The sequence below is a fragment of the Rhodococcus sp. NPDC059179 genome, assembly GCF_042754885.1.
Taxonomy (GTDB): Bacteria; Actinomycetota; Actinomycetes; order Mycobacteriales; family Mycobacteriaceae; genus Rhodococcus_G.
This window is the reverse complement of the sequence record NZ_JBHZBV010000016.1, coordinates 1-18,373: the sequence shown is the minus strand read 5'-3', so window position 1 is coordinate 18,373 and position 18,373 is coordinate 1. Positions and strand designations below refer to the sequence as shown.

The 18,373-nt window shown below is 66.1% G+C and carries 18 protein-coding genes; 4 read left to right on the top strand and 14 right to left on the bottom strand.

What is annotated here, in order from left to right; genetic code table 11:
• Positions 1-4 precede the first annotated feature (4 nt).
• From ACFXMV_RS21490 to ACFXMV_RS21465, 6 genes are all read right to left on the bottom strand, one after another.
• Positions 5-871, bottom strand: coding sequence for a C39 family peptidase (locus ACFXMV_RS21490; RefSeq protein ID WP_378503552.1), 867 nt, complete (start codon positions 869-871; stop codon positions 5-7).
• 53 nt (positions 872-924) lie between these two features.
• The gene (locus ACFXMV_RS21485; RefSeq protein WP_378503551.1) at positions 925-2,004 is read right to left on the bottom strand and encodes a hypothetical protein; all 1,080 of its coding nucleotides are present in this window, start codon (positions 2,002-2,004) and stop codon (positions 925-927) included.
• Positions 2,005-2,285: 281 nt separating this feature from the next.
• Positions 2,286-4,178, bottom strand: a complete 1,893-nt coding sequence (locus ACFXMV_RS21480) for an Hsp70 family protein (protein WP_378503550.1) — start codon at positions 4,176-4,178, stop codon at positions 2,286-2,288.
• Between the two features lie 311 nt (positions 4,179-4,489).
• Positions 4,490-4,972 carry a hypothetical protein gene (locus tag ACFXMV_RS21475; protein ID WP_378503549.1) on the bottom strand — a complete coding sequence of 161 codons (483 nt, stop codon included), beginning with the start codon at positions 4,970-4,972 and terminating at the stop codon, positions 4,490-4,492.
• 65 nt (positions 4,973-5,037) lie between these two features.
• The gene (locus tag ACFXMV_RS21470) at positions 5,038-6,456 is read right to left on the bottom strand and encodes a GTPase (protein ID WP_378503548.1); all 1,419 of its coding nucleotides are present in this window, start codon (positions 6,454-6,456) and stop codon (positions 5,038-5,040) included.
• Positions 6,453-8,318, bottom strand: coding sequence for a dynamin family protein (locus tag ACFXMV_RS21465; protein ID WP_378503547.1), 1,866 nt, complete (start codon positions 8,316-8,318; stop codon positions 6,453-6,455). The genes ACFXMV_RS21470 and ACFXMV_RS21465 overlap by 4 nt, the downstream gene beginning before the upstream one ends.
• Before the next feature lie 239 nt (positions 8,319-8,557).
• On the opposite strand from ACFXMV_RS21465, the gene ACFXMV_RS21460 reads away from it, so the two are divergent.
• Positions 8,558-9,823, top strand: coding sequence for a hypothetical protein (locus tag ACFXMV_RS21460; protein WP_378503546.1), 1,266 nt, complete (start codon positions 8,558-8,560; stop codon positions 9,821-9,823).
• A gap of 172 nt (positions 9,824-9,995) precedes the next feature.
• Complete coding sequence (locus ACFXMV_RS21455; protein ID WP_378503545.1) at positions 9,996-10,328, top strand: CD225/dispanin family protein; 333 nt, start codon at positions 9,996-9,998, stop codon at positions 10,326-10,328.
• A gap of 9 nt (positions 10,329-10,337) precedes the next feature.
• Here ACFXMV_RS21455 and ACFXMV_RS21450 read toward each other — a convergent pair whose 3' ends face one another.
• Positions 10,338-10,559 (bottom strand): hypothetical protein, encoded by a 222-nt coding sequence (locus ACFXMV_RS21450; RefSeq protein WP_378503544.1) that lies wholly within the window; start codon positions 10,557-10,559, stop codon positions 10,338-10,340.
• A gap of 373 nt (positions 10,560-10,932) precedes the next feature.
• Here ACFXMV_RS21450 and ACFXMV_RS21445 point away from each other — a divergent pair, with 373 nt between their 5' ends.
• Positions 10,933-11,373 (top strand): hypothetical protein, encoded by a 441-nt coding sequence (locus ACFXMV_RS21445; protein ID WP_378503543.1) that lies wholly within the window; start codon positions 10,933-10,935, stop codon positions 11,371-11,373.
• A gap of 126 nt (positions 11,374-11,499) precedes the next feature.
• Positions 11,500-12,084 (top strand): recombinase family protein, encoded by a 585-nt coding sequence (locus ACFXMV_RS21440; protein WP_378503542.1) that lies wholly within the window; start codon positions 11,500-11,502, stop codon positions 12,082-12,084.
• An 85-nt stretch (positions 12,085-12,169) separates the two neighbouring features.
• Here the strand turns inward: ACFXMV_RS21440 and ACFXMV_RS21435 are convergent, their stop codons facing one another.
• From ACFXMV_RS21435 to ACFXMV_RS21405, 7 genes are all read right to left on the bottom strand, one after another.
• Positions 12,170-12,712, bottom strand: a complete 543-nt coding sequence (locus ACFXMV_RS21435) for a DnaB-like helicase N-terminal domain-containing protein (protein WP_378503541.1) — start codon at positions 12,710-12,712, stop codon at positions 12,170-12,172.
• Positions 12,713-13,200: 488 nt separating this feature from the next.
• Positions 13,201-14,022, bottom strand: coding sequence for a hypothetical protein (locus tag ACFXMV_RS21430; RefSeq protein ID WP_378503540.1), 822 nt, complete (start codon positions 14,020-14,022; stop codon positions 13,201-13,203).
• 10 nt (positions 14,023-14,032) lie between these two features.
• Positions 14,033-14,977: a hypothetical protein gene (locus tag ACFXMV_RS21425; RefSeq protein WP_378503539.1), complete on the bottom strand. Its 945-nt coding sequence runs from the start codon at positions 14,975-14,977 to the stop codon at positions 14,033-14,035.
• A 233-nt stretch (positions 14,978-15,210) separates the two neighbouring features.
• On the bottom strand, positions 15,211-15,417 hold the full coding sequence (locus ACFXMV_RS21420; protein WP_378503538.1) for a CopG family ribbon-helix-helix protein: 207 nt from the start codon (positions 15,415-15,417) through the stop codon (positions 15,211-15,213).
• 111 nt (positions 15,418-15,528) lie between these two features.
• Positions 15,529-16,308: a DUF2637 domain-containing protein gene (locus ACFXMV_RS21415; RefSeq protein WP_378503537.1), complete on the bottom strand. Its 780-nt coding sequence runs from the start codon at positions 16,306-16,308 to the stop codon at positions 15,529-15,531.
• A gap of 595 nt (positions 16,309-16,903) precedes the next feature.
• Entirely contained in the window at positions 16,904-17,344 is a 441-nt protein-coding gene (locus ACFXMV_RS21410; RefSeq protein ID WP_378503536.1) for a hypothetical protein, read from the bottom strand.
• A gap of 61 nt (positions 17,345-17,405) precedes the next feature.
• Positions 17,406-18,122: a ParA family protein gene (locus ACFXMV_RS21405; protein WP_378503535.1), complete on the bottom strand. Its 717-nt coding sequence runs from the start codon at positions 18,120-18,122 to the stop codon at positions 17,406-17,408.
• Between the last annotated feature and the right edge of the window lie 251 nt (positions 18,123-18,373).

The following is an 18,373-nucleotide window of genomic DNA, read 5'->3' as shown; positions in this document are numbered from 1 at the left end:
GCGATCACAGTTTGATGATGGCGGACCGATCGATCGGTGGCGCCGCGGCGGGCTTCTGCTCGTCGAGCAGTCCGTCGTCGGGGGCGTCGGTGACCAGCATCTGGTGGCCGGAGTCGGCCCACGCTTCCTCGAATTGGTCGATCGGGATTTCGAGTTGGTTGCCGGACGGTACGCCGGGGTCGGAAAGGATGACCACGCCCCGGGTGTCGTCGATCCCTGCGACGACGAGGACGTGATCGGGGGTGTTGTCCTCGCCGATCTCCTGGTCGGGGCGCCAAATTTCCCCTGCATCGACCATCGCAATGACCCCGTATCCGCCGTCGAGACGCCGGCGGAGGTCGTCGAGGGAACTCTCGGTCAGCGTGGCGGGGACACCCTGATCTTCGAGCAGGGCTTCGATGTTCGGCAGGGACATGCCCTCGGCGGGGTCGCCCATCAACCCGAGTTCGACGGCGCGGTCGACCAGTTGCTGCGGGTCGGTGATGGTCGCGCCCGTGTACTGGGCGACGACCTGGGCGACCGCGGACGGCCCGCAGTATCCGTCGATCTGCTGGTAGAACCAGTTGAGCGTCCATGCGACCGGGTTTCCGTGGATGCCGTCGTCATCCCCGAGTGCGGGATCCGCGGCCACCGGTTCGCCTGCGGTCTGGGGTTGCGGGTCGGGCTCGGTGAGGTCCGGGAGATCGTCGAGCACCGTGCCCGCCACTCCACCGTCGTCGGGGGTTGCCGGGTCGGGGTACTCGTCGCTCTCGGATACCAGGTCGGGTCCGGCCGCGATGGGCTCGTCGAGATCGGTAGGTTCGTCGATCACCGCGGTGGGCTCGCCGCCGGACCAGGCGGCGGAGGCCAGATCGTGCTCGAGGTCGTCCATCGTCGGATCCTCCCGGGAGTGTGGATGATTCGCTGACACGGGGTTTGGGTGGGTTAGACGATGTCGCTGGGGACCTCGGCGGCGGGCGGCTCGTAGCTGTCGGCGCCGGCCTGGGTGTGGTAGCTGTCGTCGGCGGGGATCAGCGACTCGTAGGTGCTGATGTCGCCGAGCGACCCGACCCCGTTTTCGTTCGAGGTCATGTACGACTCCTGGGTGCCGTCGTTGTCGTCGTCGGAGCTGACCAGGTCGAACGCGCCGTCGCCGTTGGTGTCGACGAGGGTGGCGTTGACGACGCCGTCGGCGTCGGTGTCGACGGCCACGGCGTCGAAGCGTCCGTTGCCGTCGCTGTCGACCAGGTGCACGTCCGGCTGGCCGTCGCCATCGGTGTCGAACTTGCTGTCGGTGATCCGGGCGCCGTCGACAACGTCCTGCCGGACCGGCGCACCGGTGGCCTGGTCGTGGTAGGTGGCCAGGTCGACGTCGCCGTCGTCGTCGGTGTCCTCGGCGGTCCGGAGGGTGCCGTCCGAGCGGGCGGCGGTGGCGCTCTCGTAGGTGCCGTTGAAGTCGGTGTCCTGCTCGACGAGGGTGATGGCGCCGTCCTCGTCGACGTGGGTGATGGTGTCGACGCCGTCGACGCGGGAGTGGATGACGTCGACGTTGCCGTCCCGGTCGACGTCGCGGGGCGAGTAGTAGTCGACGTTGCCGTTGACGCCGATCGTCGCGTTTACCTCGGGCGTGGGCTCAGTGGCCGGCGCCGGCTGGGCCGGCACGCCCTCGACCTCGGTGGTCTCGGAGGTCGTCGTGGTGGTGCTGTAGGACGCGGTCTCGGGGTCACCGACCACATCGGATCCTGCGGGAGCGGTGGTGTCTCCGCCGATGCTGCTGAGGTCGTCGAGGGTGGCGTCGATGTCGTCGAGCTTCTGGTTCAGGTCGGTCACGGTGGTCTCCTCGGGTGCGGTGGCGGTGGTGGATGTGGTGGTGGAGTTGACGATCTCGTTGATTTCCTCGGTGACGGCGTCGGAGAGCGCGTCCAGCCTCTCCTCGGCTGCCAAGGTGGGGTCGGCGACGATGTCGGTGAGCTCGGCCTCGTACTCGGCGAGATCAGCCTCGGTGTACTGGTCGTCCTTGCTCATCGTCTCGTCCTCCAGGTTTGTTGTCGGTGTCTGTTTCGCTTGTTGATAGTTGGATGCGGCGAGCAGCCGGAAAGGTTCCCACCGAGTTCCAAAAACTTTCCCGCGCAGGCCCACAACCGATGAAAGACCAGCTCACACGACATATGGGCGCCACCGGATATACCGCACGCGCCGGGAGTGAACCGAGAAAGAGAGGGACGGCCGAACCTGTGCAGGTTTGGCCGTCCCTCTCTCGGGCGGGCACTCGTGGACTGCTCAGCCCCCGAGTGCGACGGAGTCCGCTAGTTGATCAGGCCGGCCCGCGCCAGGAACGTCTTGGCGCCGTCGAGGCCTTGCAGAGTGGTCGCGGATGCCATCACGCCGGTGGAACCGTTGGCGTAGGTGAGGGAGTAGTTGTTCTCCGAGAACGGGCCGTCGATGTGGGCGGCGGCGGTGCGGGAGGTGTTCTCGACGAGCTCGTTGTCGGCGACGGCGGTGTTGTTCTGGAATCCCTGTCGGAGACCGATGACCGACTTCTTCGCCTCGCGGGTGTCGACCGAGACGATGACCGACGCGTAGTCGCCCGTGAAGGTGCCGGCAGCGAGCGTGCTGCCCTTCTTGATCGGGCACTGCAGTTTCATGCCACCGTTCTCGGTTTCCCCGACGCTCTTGCAGGTATCGAGTTCGCTGCGCAGCGCCGGTGGGAGCGCCGCGACCACGGCATCCTTCGTCGACGGCGGCGCACTCGCCCCGCTGCCACCCGACGAAGCCGCGGCGTCGGCTTCCTGCGCGGCGGCGGCATTTTGGGCGCCGCCCGCGGCGGTCGTCTCTGGTGGGGTGTCGCCGCCGCCCTTGAGCGCGAGGACACCGGCGGTGGCGGCGACGGCGAGAACGACGACGGACGCGGCCGCGATCAGCCCCCACTTCTTCTTGCTCCCTGCACTGCCGTCCGCAGCCGCCGCGGGCTGCCACCCGGCGTGCGCCAGGTCCGGCGCGCTGTGCTGCGGCGCCCACGGCTGCCCAGCGGGCCGCGACGGTGCGGCGGGGGGCGGCGACATCGGATACTGCGCAGCGGCAGGCGCCGGGGTGGGGGCGGCGCCCAGGCCGCGGACGATCGGTGCCGCGGCAGCAAGGGCGCCTTGGGCGACGACGGTCTTCGGGTCGTCGAGGGTGGCGATCGGGCCGAGTTCTTTGAGCCGCTCGTGCACTACCGGGATCCTGCTGCTGCCACCGGTCAGATACAGCGCCTCGAGTTGGCTGGGGTCGCTGACGTGGGCGTCGGTGAGCGTTGCCCGGGTCAGGTTGACCGCCTTGTCGAGTGCGGGGGCGATCAGTTCCTCGAACTCCTCGCGGGTGATCTGGAACTTCTCGGCCCGCCCGTTTGCGGCGACGGTGATCGTCGCCGACGGAGCCTCGGACAGCAGTTCCTTGGCGCGGCGGATCGAATCGTCGAGGGCGTAGCGGACATCCATCGGCGCCTGCGTCCGCAGGTAGTTGAGCAGGTCGGGGTCGCGGTCCTCGAGCTGCTGGTCGACCCATCGGCGGATGAACGCGTCGAAGTTCTTGCCGCCGAGGCCATTGTCGCCGCGCGCGGCGACAACGTCGAAGGTGCCGTGTTCGTTGGCCTCGAGGACGGCGATGTCGAGTGTGCCGCCACCGAAGTCGAACACCGCGATCCTCGTGCCGGGAGCGAGGGTCTTGACCCGCGAGTAGTAGTGCGCCGCGGCCCGCGGCTCGGAGACGGTCTTGATCTTCGAGGCATCGAGACCGAGTTTGGCGGCGGCGTCGAGCAGCACCTGGATTTCGCGTGGCGACCAGGCTTCCGGGTGGGTGAGCACCAGCTCCGACGGCGCCATCCCGCCGTGCGCGCTTGTGGCGCGGTCCATCACCGATTCGAGCACCGCCGCGACCGGGACCGACGCCGGGAGGTCGTAGCCGTTGACGTTGACGATGCCTTGGGCGACGACTCGCTTCGGGGACGGCATGAACGCGGCCGGGTTCGTTTCGGCCCGGTCGGTGGCCACGTCACCGACCTCGATCCGATCCGGTGACTCGACGAATACCGCCGACGACATCGTGGTCCGGTTGTGGCTGAGCTGCAGCGCCTCGACCGACCCGGACACCGGCCCGGTGTGCGCGGCCGCGGTGTTCGAGGTGCCGAAGTCGATGCCGAGCACCCACTCACGCGACGACATCAGCAGCCGCCCTTCACGTCACCCCGAGTTGAGGTCAGGGATGGGCACTGGCACACACGGCACAGGCGCATAGTTGATCGGTCCTTCCAAGTGACACAAAAACGGCGGGTCGAACAGTTAGATGCACGCCGACAGCAAAAGGTTCCCGGCTGCGCCGGGAGGATTTTCGGGGGGGCACTGGCGCGTCCGCGGTCGGCCGTTCTGACGACCTTGAGCGAACAGGACAACCTGCGCTCGACGGGACTGGGCGCACTGGAGGCCGTCAACAACGGTCTGCTGCCGGATCCGGATCCGATCGTTGATCGTCACCGCTACCTGTCGAGGCATGCGATCGCCGCCGCCTGGGTATCCTCGCGGCCTTTCCCAGCAGCTTTCGCGAAGTACTTCCGGGCGACGTCGTTGATCGTGTAGGCGTACCAGCTGTCTCCGTAGGTGGGGCTGGCGACTGCGAAGGTCGCCACCTGCATTGGAGGGTCTTCTGGGCCTTCCTCGTAAAAGCGAACGGCGGTCACATAGTCGGACCCCTTGGCGCCGTCGGGAAGCGGGCCTGGAGTCTTCACCGATGCAGCCGAGACAACCACCACACCGGTCAATAGTGGATTATCGTGATCTTCCCCGCTCAGAACGACCAGGGTCGTAACTGCCTGCAAGTCAGGGGCGTAGCACTCGAATCCGTTCACGACCCGTGAAACCCCCTCGGGTAGCGCGCTGCTCGGTGTCGTGTCCGACGAGCAGCCAGCAGTAAGCGTTGCTGCAGTAGCGAGCGCGACCAGCGCAACCACCTTCTTGGTCATCGACATCCCTTCATCTCTTTAGTCGAGGAAGAGCCTCGAGCGCAATCTGATCGACTCACGCATCGTCAGCGGGCGAGCAGGTTGTAGGTGCGGATGAGGACGACCAGTGCGGCGTCTTCGGCTGCGGTCATCGTCGAAAGCGCCTGCATGTGCGCCCAGGAGAGTTTCTGCTGTGCCTGGGCGCGGAGGGCGTCGACGGCGGCATCCGGTGGTAGGCCGAGTTTGCCGGCCGCGGCGGGGTGTTCGACCAGACGCCGCAGCTCGGCGGTGACCGGGGAGGCAGGGTCTGCGTCGAGCATCGCCTTGAGGTGCTCGAACAGGACCACGGTGTGCAGGGCGGGATCTGATCGCAGCTGGTCCGCGATCCCTCGGATCTGGTCGCGCGCGGGGTGGGTGTAGGCGAGCTGGTCGAGTTCGCCGATGATGCGGCTCGCGCGGTGAATCCCGGCGAAGGCGCCCAGGTGGTGTGCGAGGACACCACGTAACTGCGGCACACCGGAGTTCGCGACGAGCCACTCGTTCAGGGCGGCGGCGCCACGGGCGGCGATGGTGCGGCCGTGGATCATCCCGTACTCGCCGAGGAGATCGACGAGGCGACCACGGACTTGCGGCGGCACCGCGGCCGGGCCGTCGGAGTCGAGCAGGTCGATCAGATCGAACGCCTCGATCCCGTCCAATGCGGCCAGCGCGCGGGCATCGTTCTCGGTCAGCGCGCCGGTGTGGGAGGTTTCGGCGAGCAGACCGGCGATCGGCAGCACCGTCATCACGGTGCCACGCAACTGGGCAGCCAGGGTGGCCGCGTGCTCGGCGGCGTGCTCGAGCGGATTGCGCAACCCGAGGGCACCTTCACCGAATCCATCTGCCCGCGAGAGCACCCCGAGCGTGGTGAGCGGGGTGAACCCGAGCTGGGCCAAGAACGCCATCTCGTCGGCCCGCGGCGTCGAGTCGAAAAGAAACACAGCGGCGTCGGCGTCGACGGACGCAGTGCGGGTCTGAGCGAACCCGTCGATCAGCACTCGGCGGGTGCGGGCCTCGTTCTCCGCGGTCAGCGTCGCCAGTCCGGGGGTGTCGACGAGGGTGTAGTCGCGGATCGCGGCCGAGGGCAGCCACCGGTGCAGGTACCCGATCTCCTCGGGCGGGGTGCTCAGTGCGGTGATCTGTCCTCGGACGGTCTCGACCGGGCGCCGGGTGCCGTCGAGCAGGACGACCTCGGCCCGGGCCGGTGCCCCGTCTTGGTAGACGGCCACGACGTTGGTGGCCTCGAGCGCGGCGGTCTCTGCGACCGGCGCCCCGATCAGCGCGTTGACCAGTGTGGACTTGCCGGCCTTGAGGCGGCCGACGATCACGATCCGCGGCGGCGACCACAGGATCGCCCCGATGCGGTTGGCGTGCCCTGCCAGCTCGGGACCGAGCGCGGCGAGGGCGTGCAGGGCACGGTCGAGGGCTGCGCGGACCGGATCCGGTGGCGGCGTGAACGTGGTCACCGGGCGCCACCACCGGATGCGGCCGGCGTCGCGGTCAGTTCGGTGATCAGCTCTTCGGCGCGGGCGATGTTGCCGCTGACTACCTTCCGGTTGCCTTCGAGCCGCCCGAGCTTCTTCTCCCGGGTCGCCTTGTCGGTGCGGGCGATGTCCTCGGCGTCCTTGATCTGCTTCTGCAGGTGCTCGATCGAGGTCTTGAGGTGGTCGCGGTAGCGGATGACGATCTCCGGGCGGGCCAGCGCGAGAGTCGATTCGAGCATGCGCCCGGTGGTGGTCTTGGTGGTGGCGATGGTCTCGCGCTGCCAGGCAAGCAGGTTCGTCTTCCCCGCACGCATCGCCTTGAACCCCAAGTTGAATCCCACCCAGGCGACACCGACGACCGCGCCGACACCGATCACGGTGGTGACACCGATCAGGCCGCCGAGCATGGACGAGCCCATCACACCCATCGTCAGCATCGACGGGTCGAGCAGCCCTTGGCGTTTGCCGGCGACCTGGTGGGTTTCGAGTTTGCGGTTCGACAGGGTCGCGACGACCTGCTGGTAGATCTCGTCCCACACGACTTCGGAGTCGAAGCGGGGCTTGACGATCTGGGTGTAGAGCTGTTCGAGGAACACCGTCAGCGACCCTGCCATCGCGGCCTGGAATTCCTTTTCCATTTCCGCGGTGAAGTGCTGCGGATTCTTCCGCAGCACGGCCATCCCGTTCTTGTTGATTCGGGAGGTCCACGTTTCTCGGATCGCATCGAGGCGGCGGTCGAGCTCGTCGGTGGCGTTCTGCCGGATCAGCGTCAGATCCCGCGCCAGGTACTGCTCCCACTGCTGGGAGTGATCCTTGAGGTTCTGCAGTTCCTCGAGCTGCGCGGTCAGATCCGGGATGACCTGGGCGCTGTTGGTGATCGCGTCGATCTGCGTGGCCAGGTCCGCTTCGAGGGTCCGCAGTCCCTGGGCCGCGGTGCGCAACCCGTTCGCGGCCGGAAGGTCCTCGGCAACATCTAGTTTCGCGTGGATCATCGCCCGAAGCGCGGTGATCCCGGAGCGGTCCTCGGTGCGGTCACGTTCCGGGCCGGCGGGCATCTCGGCGGCGACGACCGCCCGCAGGCTCGAGACCCCGAGCACCGGCACCTCGCGGCCGAGGTGTGTGCGCAGCAGGGCCCGGTTCTCCTCGACGATCGGTTTCCAGCGGCGCACGTTCTTGTCGGTCTTGGTGACCACGACGATGAGCGCCTCCATGGCGGATCCGGTTTCGCGGATGAACGCCATCTCCGGGGCGGTGATCGGGGTGCTCGCGTCGCACACGATCACCAGCACGCACGCCTGCGAGGCGGACGCCGTCGCCAGCGCCGCGTAGGCGGGGTCGAGGCCGCCGACACCGGGGGTGTCGATCACCGCGACACCGCCGAGGCGGCTGCCGGCCACGGGGACGATCGCCCGGGTCGGCAGCTCCTCGATACGCGGGTCGATCACGTGAACGCCTTCGCAGGACACCCAGTCGGCGAGCTCGTCGTGGCGGATCTGTTCGGTGCGGTCCGGGAACAGCAGCTGCGCGGTGCCGCCGGGCGCCTCGTCCGTGGCCTCACCGAGCGCGATCGTTGTCGAGGTCGTCACGTCCACCCCGACCGGGGACGCGTCCCGCCACCCCACCAACGCGTTGACCAGTGAGCTCTTGCCGCGCTTGACCTCCCCGACGACCACGACCGACCGGGTCTGGTCGTCGGCGGAAGCCCGCTGCACGGCGAGATCGCTGAGCGCGTCATACCCGAACGGGCGCAGGATCTTCCCGGTGATCGAGGACAGAAGGACCTCGGCGCGTTGCCGTGGGCTCGAGTCGCCTGAGGCGTTGGCCTGCGGTGTTGCGTCGTCCACGATCCCCCTCCCCCGTAGCTCCGGACCTATCGCCGCTGCGGTCAGACCCTAACGCGGCCCCGCTGATGCCGTGTCGTGCAGGTCAACCACCCACCCGCCTCGATGTGAGGTGGAACACGTTTGCGTGGGCGGTGGGAACCTTCACCGGGTGTCGGCGCATCACACCATGTGACATCACCGCCGCAACCCGGGCATTGCCCGGCATGCGAGCGGGGGGAGACGACGAAAGGACCATGATGGTGCGAACGACGAAGTGGGTGCCGCGGGCCGCGGCCGTGCTGTGTGCGGGCGTGCTGCTCGCCGGATGCAGCAGCACCGGTGACGGTGAGCCGACAGCCAAGTCCGGTGGCGACGCCGCGCCGGCGGTCGACGCGGCCGCCCTCGACACCGGCAGCTATCCGACCAGCCCGGCCCCCGAATTCGAGCGGGCCACCAAGGACAACATCATCGAGGTCGAGGGCCAGCGCCTGGCGGAGTTCACCGTCGTCCCGTTTGAGATCGACCCGGAACTGACATCGACAAAGATGCCGACGATGGTGATGCGTAGCGGCAAGAACCTCGGCGTCGTTATCAGCGGCAACGCCGGCGATATCGCCCACAACAACCAGATGCTCTACGGCTACGTCACCACTGCCGCCACCAACACCCCCAACGTCACCGACGAATCCCGGTCCGTGGTCAACGCGGTGATGCGGTTCAACAACCCCGAGGCCGCCGCCAAGGCCGCCCGCGAGATACAGACCGAGCTCACCACCGTCGATGACGGCGCCGGGATCGCAACCGCGGAGACCATCGACGTGCTGCCCAACACCCTGGTCTCGACCCGAGGGAACAGCTTCAAGGCCGGACCGGAGGTGTCGGTCAACGCGCTCACCCCGCACGGCGACTACCTGCTCTACACCTGGGCGAAGGCCCCGGCCGACCAGAAGGACTGGACCGCCAAGGCCGTCGCGAAGGCGGTGGGCCTGCAGGGGGCGCTGATCGACAAGTTCCCCGCTCAGCCGACCAAGGAACAGAACGGCGGGAAGTCCGCTGAATTCCCGATGGTCGACCAGGACAAGGTCCTCATCTACGCGATCCCCGAGGAAGACGCCCAGACCCAGCTCGGCGACGACTTGGCCGCCTACGGCCCGCGCGGCATGTCGCACCGCTCGACAAACCCGCCGCTGACCTACAAGGTTCTGAGCGAGACCGGATCCGAGCACAACGCGGTCGCCAAGACGACCGTCTACCGCGCCAAGGACGACGCCGGCGCCCAGAAGATCGCCGAGGAGTTCACCAACGACCTCACCTCCCAGGGCTTCACCACCGCTCCCTCCCCGCAGGGCCTGTCTGACGCCACGTGCGTCACCAAGGACACCGTCCAGGGAACGGCGGACTACTGCATGGTCGTCAACGGCCGCTACGTCGGTGAGGCATCCGGGCTCGACAATAAGAAGGACGTCGACCAGCAGATTTCCGCGCAGTATCTGATCTTCGAGAAGGCCGACCAGGACGCCGCCTGACCCCAGGCACCGCGTTGTCGCCGACTGTGGCCCCCGCACCTGCGGGGGCCACAGTCGTTTCCGTCGCCGTGATCGCGAATTCTCGCCTGGGCGGGAACCTTTCACGACCCCGGGTGCATCCAACCTTTAAGACCGCGAAACCGCGGAATCGGCACCACCCCAAGGAGACTCGATGTACCCGAACCAGGCGACCACCTACTCCGCCACTGGCGTCACCGCCCCTGACTACGTCGCCACGCCGACGCTGCCCGCCACCAACGCGGGCTGGGCCGCGGCCGCCCTGATCTTCTTCTGGCCGCTGGCCTTCGCCGCGTTCAACCACTCTTCCCGCGTCTACCCGTTGTGGGCGTCTGGAGACTTCGCCGGTGCGAAGTACGCCTCCGACCGGGCCAAGTCGCTCGGCAAGATCTCCCTGCTCCTGTGGGTGGTGTTTTTCGTGCTGATCGTGGTGTTCTACGGCGTTGTCTTCGCGCTCGCATTCTCCATGCCGTCCACCCACTACTGACCAAGGTGTTTACTCTTCGCCGCGGGACACCCTGCCGTATCGGCGCAACTCGTCAGCGACGCGCTCTAACGCCTCGAGAACCTGAACCGCGTCGGGATCCGCATAGACGCGGGCCAGAAGGTCGGGATCATCCGGATACAGCCCGGCATGCAGGTCCGCCAGGAAATCCACCGGCCACGGCGGTCCGTCCGGCAGCTCAGCGGCCACGAAGTCGTCCGATTCAGATGTCACCTCACCATGATGACCGACCGATCTCATGTTGGGTCGGGTGTGACACCTGACTACTGGCTACCTCGACTCCGACCACCGGGCAGGCGACGGAAACATGGCGCCCGGTCACCCGATCCCAATAAGGATCAGGATCGCTTAGCAGTTCATGGCGGATGGAATCAGACCGCTTCGCTCGAGTTCAACTGAGGTTCCGTCGCGACGAGTGCGAGATGCCGGAGCCCTGTGCACGCTGCGGCGCCGTGATCTCGTTGTGGCCGTGGCTACTTCACGCGTCCGGGGAAATCTCGCCATTTGGCGGCCCGACGAGAGCTCTCTGTATGGTAGGTCGCTGAAACGTCCAGGGGGGACGTTCTCACAGGGGAGGAATCGGCCAATGCCATTCACCATGAACACCGCCCGCACGATCGGTACCGCGGCCGCAGCGGTCGGTATCGCGACTGGCCTTGCTGTGGGCGCGGCCCCGGCGGCATCGGCCGACGTGCCCTTGCAGTGGGTCAGCATGGGGCCGGATATCTGGACGTTCTCGAACAGCGGTGCGTGCTCGGGCACGATTCCCATGCACCTCGAGACCAGCCCGGCCCGGCCCGGGTTCCTCACGTTCCACTTCCTGCCGCAGGGCCAGCTCGCTAACCCGGGCTGCGTCACTTCGGTGGAGGTCGAGGCGCTGACCGGCCTGAATTCGCAGACTCGCTGGGTGCAGGTCGACGGCCGGCCGACCAGCATCGAACTGTTCACCGGATCCGGTGTCTCGCTGGTCAGCGCGAAGACCCCGAATCTCAACAAGGGCGTCAGTAGCTGGGTCATCGTCCGGTAAAAGGCGCGCCTCGCAGGGGCCGCCATCACCTCAGCCGAGGCGGTGGCGGCCCCCTTCTCGTCGAGCCGGACACCCTCCCTTCGAGTGTTGTATTTGAAAACCTGGCTATTTGGATATCCTGTAGGCATGTTCGCTGGATACGCGCGATGCGCCGCCGAGGGCGATGACGAACGCGAACAGCGTGCGGCACTCGTCGAGCTCGGGGTGCCGGCGGACCGGATCTTCGTCGATCACGGGTTGACCGGCACGGATCGTGAACGCGTGGGGTTGCCTGCCGCGCTCGCTGGGTTGTCGGCCGGCGACATCCTGGTCGTCACGAAGCTGGAGCGTCTCGCCTGGTCGGTGGCCGATCTGAGCCACACGGTCACCGAACTCGAGGACCGGGGCGTGCAGCTGTCGTTCGACGGACATACGTACGACATCGGGGACCCGGTCGGGCGGAAGGTGTTCGACATGCTCGGCAGAACGTTCGCCGAGTTCGATTCCGGGCTGATCCGCTTGCGGACCTCGGGCGGCGTCGCCAAGGCAAAGGCTGAGGGAAAGTACCGGGGTCGCGTGCTCAAACTCTCCCCCGAGAAGCAGAGCGAGCTGTTCGATCGGCACCAGTCTGGCAAGTACAAGATTGCCGAGCTGCAGAGCATGTACGACCTCAGCGTGAAGGGAATCTACAACTACGTGGACAGGGAAAAGGCCGCCCGCGTAGCGAAGTAGATGCGGCGGGCGGCCTCGGTCTGATGGATCATTGCTGCTCGTCCCGTCGGTGGTGGCGTCACTGAGGCCCCCCCATTTCCCGCGACTAATCCTCGCGGCGGTCCTTGGCCGGGCCGTTGCGGATGGTGTTGAGCCGGTGGAGTTCTTCGCGCTGCCGCGTTCCGTGCGCGACCAGGATCGGGAACAGCTCGCCCTCGGATGCCTCTTCGGCCGCGAGCTGCACGGCGGCCGCGAGGCGGAAGTAGCTGCGGCGGTAGCTGGCGGCTACGACGCTGGCCGCATAGTGCCCCACCGAGCCGGTCGAGCTCCCCAGCGTCAGGACAGTGCGCAGGGCATTGTGAACTGCGGAAGGGACCTTTTCCCGCCCCGCCTGGGTGAAGCTGGCCGCGACGATCGTGGGGTCGTGCGGCTGACCGGCTGTGAGTGCGTCGCCGATCACTGCGAAGATCGGCTTGTAGAAGGGGTTCTCGAAGTCGTCTTCCCGCATGTGTGTGAACAGGAATCGCAGAGTCTCCTCGTCGCGAGACCATAGGGCCGCGCACAGTAGATGCGCTTCCGGGTCCAAATCCATTTCGACATAGTCGATTTCCGGATCTGCTTCCGGCTCCTGTGCGTGATGGTCCGTCATATCAGTCCCTCCCCCTCGGTGCGGGCCAGGTGCTGCGCACCCGGGCCCTGGACGGTCGCTATCCGTTCGCGGTTAGGTCGTCCGATCCCTGCTCTGCGGAATCGTAGGAGTTCACTCGTTTCCCTCTCCCCCACCACCCCGGTAGATCTTCGCCTGGTCGCCAGGCCTCAGCCATTCCCGATTGTTCGTCGCCCCCGCCTCGGGTCACCCATCACATTCGGGGGCAAGGCGTCGCGCAGCGGCGGCGCGGCAGCACCTGTTCTTCACGACCAGCCCCTCGAGAGCGACCTCTGTCGAGCTCGTGACATGCGCCACTGAGCGCCCCGAGATAGATCAGAATTCAACTAGCGTGTTGGTTGCGCGGCGCGCCATCCCCCCTGTGTGCGCCGCTGCTGGGGGCACAGCCCTTGAAGCAGAACAGAACCCGGCGCGCCATCCCCCCTGTTGCGCCGGGTTCTGTTCGTTCCTGCTTGATCCCGCGGCGGGTGTTAGGCGCGGAGATGGTGGGGCTCGGGGATGAGGCTGTCGAGGTAGGCGACACGCACGTCGAACGCCGCGCGGACGTCCTCGACTTCAATGGGTTGGCGGTTGAGGTACTCGGATGCGTATTCCGCGCCGAGTGTTAGGCGTTCGAGGCGTTCGACGTCATGGCGATCTGCAGCCAACCGGGTGACGGTGTCGAGGTTGTCGAGGCTGGTCTCGACGTGGCCGAGTGCATCTTCGTAGGCGCGCAGTGCGGCCACCCGGTCGATGAGCGCGGCCTCGGCCTGCGCGAAGATGACCTGGCGGTGTTCCCACTCCGTGCGGGCGCGGGCCAGCGTGGGATCGCTGGCGACTGGCATGGCCGGGATCTGGTCTCGCAGGGTCATCAGTTCGTGGGCTCCTACGGCGAGGGCCTGGACCTCGATGTGAAGTCCGAGCACCGAGCGGTGGGTGTCGAGCATGGGGTGCCACCACGCGGGGTTCCGGGTGATTCGGGCTGCTGTGGCCTCAGCGATGGCGCTTAGGCGGGCCTCGGGTCCTTCCTCGTGTAGTGGCCAGTTCAAGGCTCTGCGGGCGCGTTGGATCTCGTCGCGCTGGGCGTGGGTCAATCCGTTGTGGTGGCCGGTGATTTTCTGCCACAGGGTTGGGTGCGCGGTCAGTGAGTCCGGGTCGATGGGTTGATCACTGCGGGAGAGGCCGGCTATCGCGGATTGGGTTGCGGTGGAGACTTCGGTCCAGTCGAGCACCGCGGTGGTCTGTGGTGCTCGTTGAGGGAACCGCAGTTGCTCGGTCACCCATGCTCGAGCGTTGTCAGCCAGATCAGACACGGGATACCTCCTATGCGCTGAGCAGGGATTTCGACAGCTCGTCCTCGATGATGCTGGAAATCTCGTTGACAGGCACTCCAGCGGTGAGCAGCTCCCCCGCTCGATCCCTAACACTTGCTCCGATTTCGACTCCCACGGAGCGAAGAACGCCGATGACGGTCCTAACCCGCGAATCCTCGCGCCGGTGCCGTGACGCGGCTGCTGGGGCGGGCTTGGGGAGCTGTGTGCGGGCCAGCTCGGCGGCGAGATACGTCTCGTACCCGCTCTTGAGCCAGAATCCGAATGCCTTGTCCCAGCCGTCGGGGCTGGTCCTGGTCTTACCGGAGTACTCGGCCGCAAACGAGACATGGGCGTCCTCGAGGTCGATGCCCTTGCTTGCGGCGGTGACGACGTGGGTGTGGTTCGGCTGCCAGTCCCGCGGCAGCGGGACGCGGGCAGTCGGACCTTCCCCCGTCGATGATTCAACGAGAGAGATATTTGAAGGAGAAGAGAAGCTTTTCTCGTGGTCCAAATTCTGCACCGGGCTGGGCGCAGAATCCGCGATCGACTGGCTGCTGACTGCCTTCTGTGCTGTCGGGGTCGGTGCAGATTCCAGACCGGGTGCGTCGTCGGCGGAGCCACTGGTCACGAAGTTATCCACAACCTGCGCGGGGACGGTGAGGACGTAGGAGTTGAGCTGCTCGTGGGCGCCGAACCGCTTGATCCAGCCGTCGTCCTCGAGTGCGCGCAGCGCGGCGACGAGTGAGGTGCGTGAGGCCCACGCTGCCTCGCGCAGCTCGGCGTAGGACAGGGGCCTGGTCATGCCGGTCTCAGGGTTGGAGTAGCCGAAGATCGTCCAGGCGATGTGCGCGGCCGTGTGGGTCAGTCGTGTGCGGTCCTGGCGTAGGCCGTAGCGGGAGAAAGCGTGCCTCCACTGCTCGTGGAGAGGGGTGATTGGGTGGGTCGTGGCGGACATGGTGTGTCTCCTCTGGGTAAGGAGGATGACCGGACTCGCCACGCCGGTGATTTGGGCGTGACGTGTAGACCGGATCACGCGGCGCCCTGTTAGAATGTCGACCAGACAATGTTTTGTCCCCTGTTGGGTGGGACGGTCGATTCGGGTCTCGCGTGATTCGGGTTGGTCTTCCTCAACTTGAGCCCTCGGTTACCGCCGGGGGCTCAAGTCTTTTCTGGACTTGGTTTCAGGGCCTAGCTGGCTCGCCTCTCTTCGTCGGAGATGTACGCGGCTACTGCTTCTCGGATCAGGAAAGAAGGCGTCTTCCCTGTCTGTTCCGCCAGTACAGCGAGCTGCCGATCAACGGTCTCCGGCAGGCGCACGCTGCGCTTCGGTGAGACGGTGAGGGCGCTCTCGGGATCGAGTCGCCTATAGGGGCGTTCTTCCTTGACCACGGTCACTGTTCAGCTCCTTCCACCCGGCCAGCTGTTATCAAGATCGGACCCTACCGCCGCACCCAATCAGTGTCGGACATTCGTTGTGGAGTGGGCGTGTCGGACATTCGCTGCGGCCTAGCTGACTGCCTGGGGTACGAGCGGTCGGGTCTTTCGGGCTTCTGAGATCCATCGGTAGACGGTCGATGGGGCGTATCCGAGGTCCTTCGCGATGACGGGCGGCTTGATGCCACTGGCGTACTGCCGCACGGCGTACTCGCGTCGCTCGTCGTCGTTCATGAAGGTCAGTGGAGTATCGCCAGACTCTGCAGATCTGGTAGCGATGGCTGCGGTGAGCTCATCATCGACCCAGGAGGCGGGGACGTCAGAATGCGCCGATTCGGGCTGGATACTCCCCTCCCCCACGGGCTCCGGCGCTTCCACTTCGCTGATGTCGGGCGCGGTGGCAGCGATGGCCACGGCCCGGGGTGACTCAGCGGGCCGCGGCGAAGCCGCAGGCTGACCCACCGCTGCGGCGATCGCCTTCGGCCGGCGGGCGAGAATGGTCATGCCGTGGGACGCAGCGAGCAGAGCGATCGGCGGGATTGCCGAGATGACAGCGGCGAGACGAGGATCGAATCCGGGCGCGTGACTGATGTAGGCGTGCAAGGCGTTTCCGGCGATGCTCACGCTGGCTCCGATGACGAGCACGAACCAGAAGAATGTGCGGTCCTTCTTTCGGTCATCGTCGCCGGAAAGGTGGACCAGGGCGATGGTGGACATGAGGATCGTGCCGTCGATCATGACCGGGAACAGGTAGCTCAGGTTCTTGGGCTGGCCTGTTTGCATCAGGAGATCCGCCAGAGCGACGAAACTCAGGACGAACGACGCAATGCAGATGACAGTGGTGATGGCCACCGCGCTCCAGAAGACCGCTCCCCTGTCGTCTGTGGTGGGCGCCGGTCGGGGGTAGTCGGATCTTCCGTCGGGCTTGGGTCGCAACATCGTTCGCGGTCCTCTCTCATTTCTCGGCCCGCCGGGACCTTCCTTCTCGTCCCCACTCTTGTCTGAGAGCGGGATGGGAATCGGGTCGACCTGGGCGGGGCGGTGGCTGTGGTGTGGTGCGCGTGCGTGGCGTTAGGCGTAGGCGCCGGGCTGCTGACGTCGTCCGATGGGTTTCTCGTGCGATCTCGCGCGAATGTGCTGGTGACGTGCCGTTCCCGTCGCCGGGAGTTCCTGCAGTGCTCTCGAAAGGCCCGTAGGCGTAGGTGCCATGGGTGCAGGTGTTCAACTCGCAGTCTCGACGATCGTAACTGAGAACCCATCGAGACGCTGTACCATTATGATGTTATAACCGCAAGATGGCTAGGCAGTGAACCATTATAACGTTAGAACTGCAAGAAGGTGTGATGTCAAGATGGCGAAATGACAAGTGCCCCGCTCCCCGTCCGGTAGTCCTGACGAGATTGCGGGGCACTCGGTGATTGGGGACCGAACTCGAGCCCCCGGCGACTTAGAGCCGGCGGCGGCCTGTCCCAACATGCGGGGCTGCCCTAGCAGCGAGTTCGCGGACGACCTGCTCAGGAGTCATCTGGTCACGCAGCCTGGCCAAAGCAAGTCGCACCACGGCGGATCGGGTGGCGTCCACCCGCGGCTTCTCCCTGCGGCCGGAGCGCTTGGCCTCCTCGAGGAAGTCGTCGTTGTCATCGTCGAGATAGATCGTCCGCGCCGTCAGGTCATCCTGACGGGACGTCGCAGTGCTCGGTTTGGAGGGCGCTGCCTGTGCAGGCGCTTGCGGAGCCGGGGGAGCGGCGGGTGCGGCCGCGGCGGCGACCGGGGCTGGATCCGTCGCTACGTCGATGGTGACCTGCGGTTCCTCTGTGCGCTCGACCTCGGTCGCGGGTGCGGTGACCGACACCGGCTTGCTCCGCGGCCCGTGCTTGGGTGGGGGCATATTCCGTCCTCCACCAGGCTTGGATCCCTTGTTGCGTCTGTCGTCCAGGGCGTCAAGACCACTAGTCATTGGTGTACTCCTTCACGAAGTCCGCGATCGCGACCATCGCGTCAGCTACCGGCTGAAGGGCCTTGGCCGGCGGATCTTCGGACGTGATGGCCATGCGCTTCTTGCGAGTTCCCACGGCCAGCGCATGAGGGACTAGTGGCCCGACCTGCACGGGAGTCCCGTCGATGATGCTCCGCAGCCTTTCGATCTCCGCCTTCGGCGGAAAGACCGGGACGAAAGTTGGAACGATCACGACCGGGTAGTCCGACATCTCGTTGACCAGCTGCTCTGTGGCGTCGAGGTCCGACGTGCGTAGCGGGGTGGGGGCGATGACCACGTTGGCGACCGACAAGGCGCCGTGCCCGTGTGGGGTGGCTCCGGGGTGCGTGTCGACGACGATCCAGTCGGTCTTCCAGTCGTCAGCCCACTGGAGTAGTGCCTGTGCCATCTGCTCTTCGCTGGGCTGGCTGTCGTACAGGTCGGGATGACCTGGTACGAGTTTGGCCTTGTTGAAGCCCTTCAGTGGTCGTGGGGTGCGTCCGTTGGCTATAGCGTCGAGGAGCAGGGACCTTGAGCGATCTTCGGGCCGGTACCCCCACTTTCGTGTGACGGATCCGCCGTCATGCTCCAGGTCAATCAGCGGAGCGTCGAGCACATACGCCAGCTCGTACGCGATCGTGGACTTCCCCACGCCGCCCTTGCGGGAATGGCATACCAGAATGTTCGTCACGAACCTGAATCTAGCCCTGAAATACCGTAATGGACAAGCGGTGAAACGGTGTCCGGTTTGAATCTCAGAACGGCCGAACGGCCAGATGTTTAAACTTTTAGAGGTTGGAACGTCTAGATGGTTAAGTAGCTGGACGGCTGACAGTTATAACGTTGTAACACTGAGGAGCGTCGACGCCTCCTTCGCCATTTAAGGTTTTCACAGTTGTAACTGTTGGAAGTTAGAAGGCTGAAACCCGCAGGCTTCCTGGC

Excerpts from the sequence above, each read along its gene's own strand:
- ACFXMV_RS21490 (WP_378503552.1), bottom strand. The coding sequence starts at position 871 with ATGGACGACCTCGAGCACGATCTGGCCTCCGCCGCCTGGTCCGGCGGC.
- ACFXMV_RS21485 (WP_378503551.1), bottom strand. The coding sequence starts at position 2,004 with ATGAGCAAGGACGACCAGTACACCGAGGCTGATCTCGCCGAGTACGAG.
- ACFXMV_RS21480 (WP_378503550.1), bottom strand. The coding sequence starts at position 4,178 with ATGTCGTCGCGTGAGTGGGTGCTCGGCATCGACTTCGGCACCTCGAAC.
- ACFXMV_RS21475 (WP_378503549.1), bottom strand. The coding sequence starts at position 4,972 with ATGACCAAGAAGGTGGTTGCGCTGGTCGCGCTCGCTACTGCAGCAACG.
- ACFXMV_RS21455 (WP_378503545.1), top strand. The coding sequence starts at position 9,996 with ATGTACCCGAACCAGGCGACCACCTACTCCGCCACTGGCGTCACCGCC.
- ACFXMV_RS21445 (WP_378503543.1), top strand. The coding sequence starts at position 10,933 with ATGCCATTCACCATGAACACCGCCCGCACGATCGGTACCGCGGCCGCA.
- ACFXMV_RS21440 (WP_378503542.1), top strand. The coding sequence starts at position 11,500 with ATGTTCGCTGGATACGCGCGATGCGCCGCCGAGGGCGATGACGAACGC.
- ACFXMV_RS21435 (WP_378503541.1), bottom strand. The coding sequence starts at position 12,712 with ATGACGGACCATCACGCACAGGAGCCGGAAGCAGATCCGGAAATCGAC.
- ACFXMV_RS21425 (WP_378503539.1), bottom strand. The coding sequence starts at position 14,977 with ATGTCCGCCACGACCCACCCAATCACCCCTCTCCACGAGCAGTGGAGG.
- ACFXMV_RS21410 (WP_378503536.1), bottom strand. The coding sequence starts at position 17,344 with ATGCCCCCACCCAAGCACGGGCCGCGGAGCAAGCCGGTGTCGGTCACC.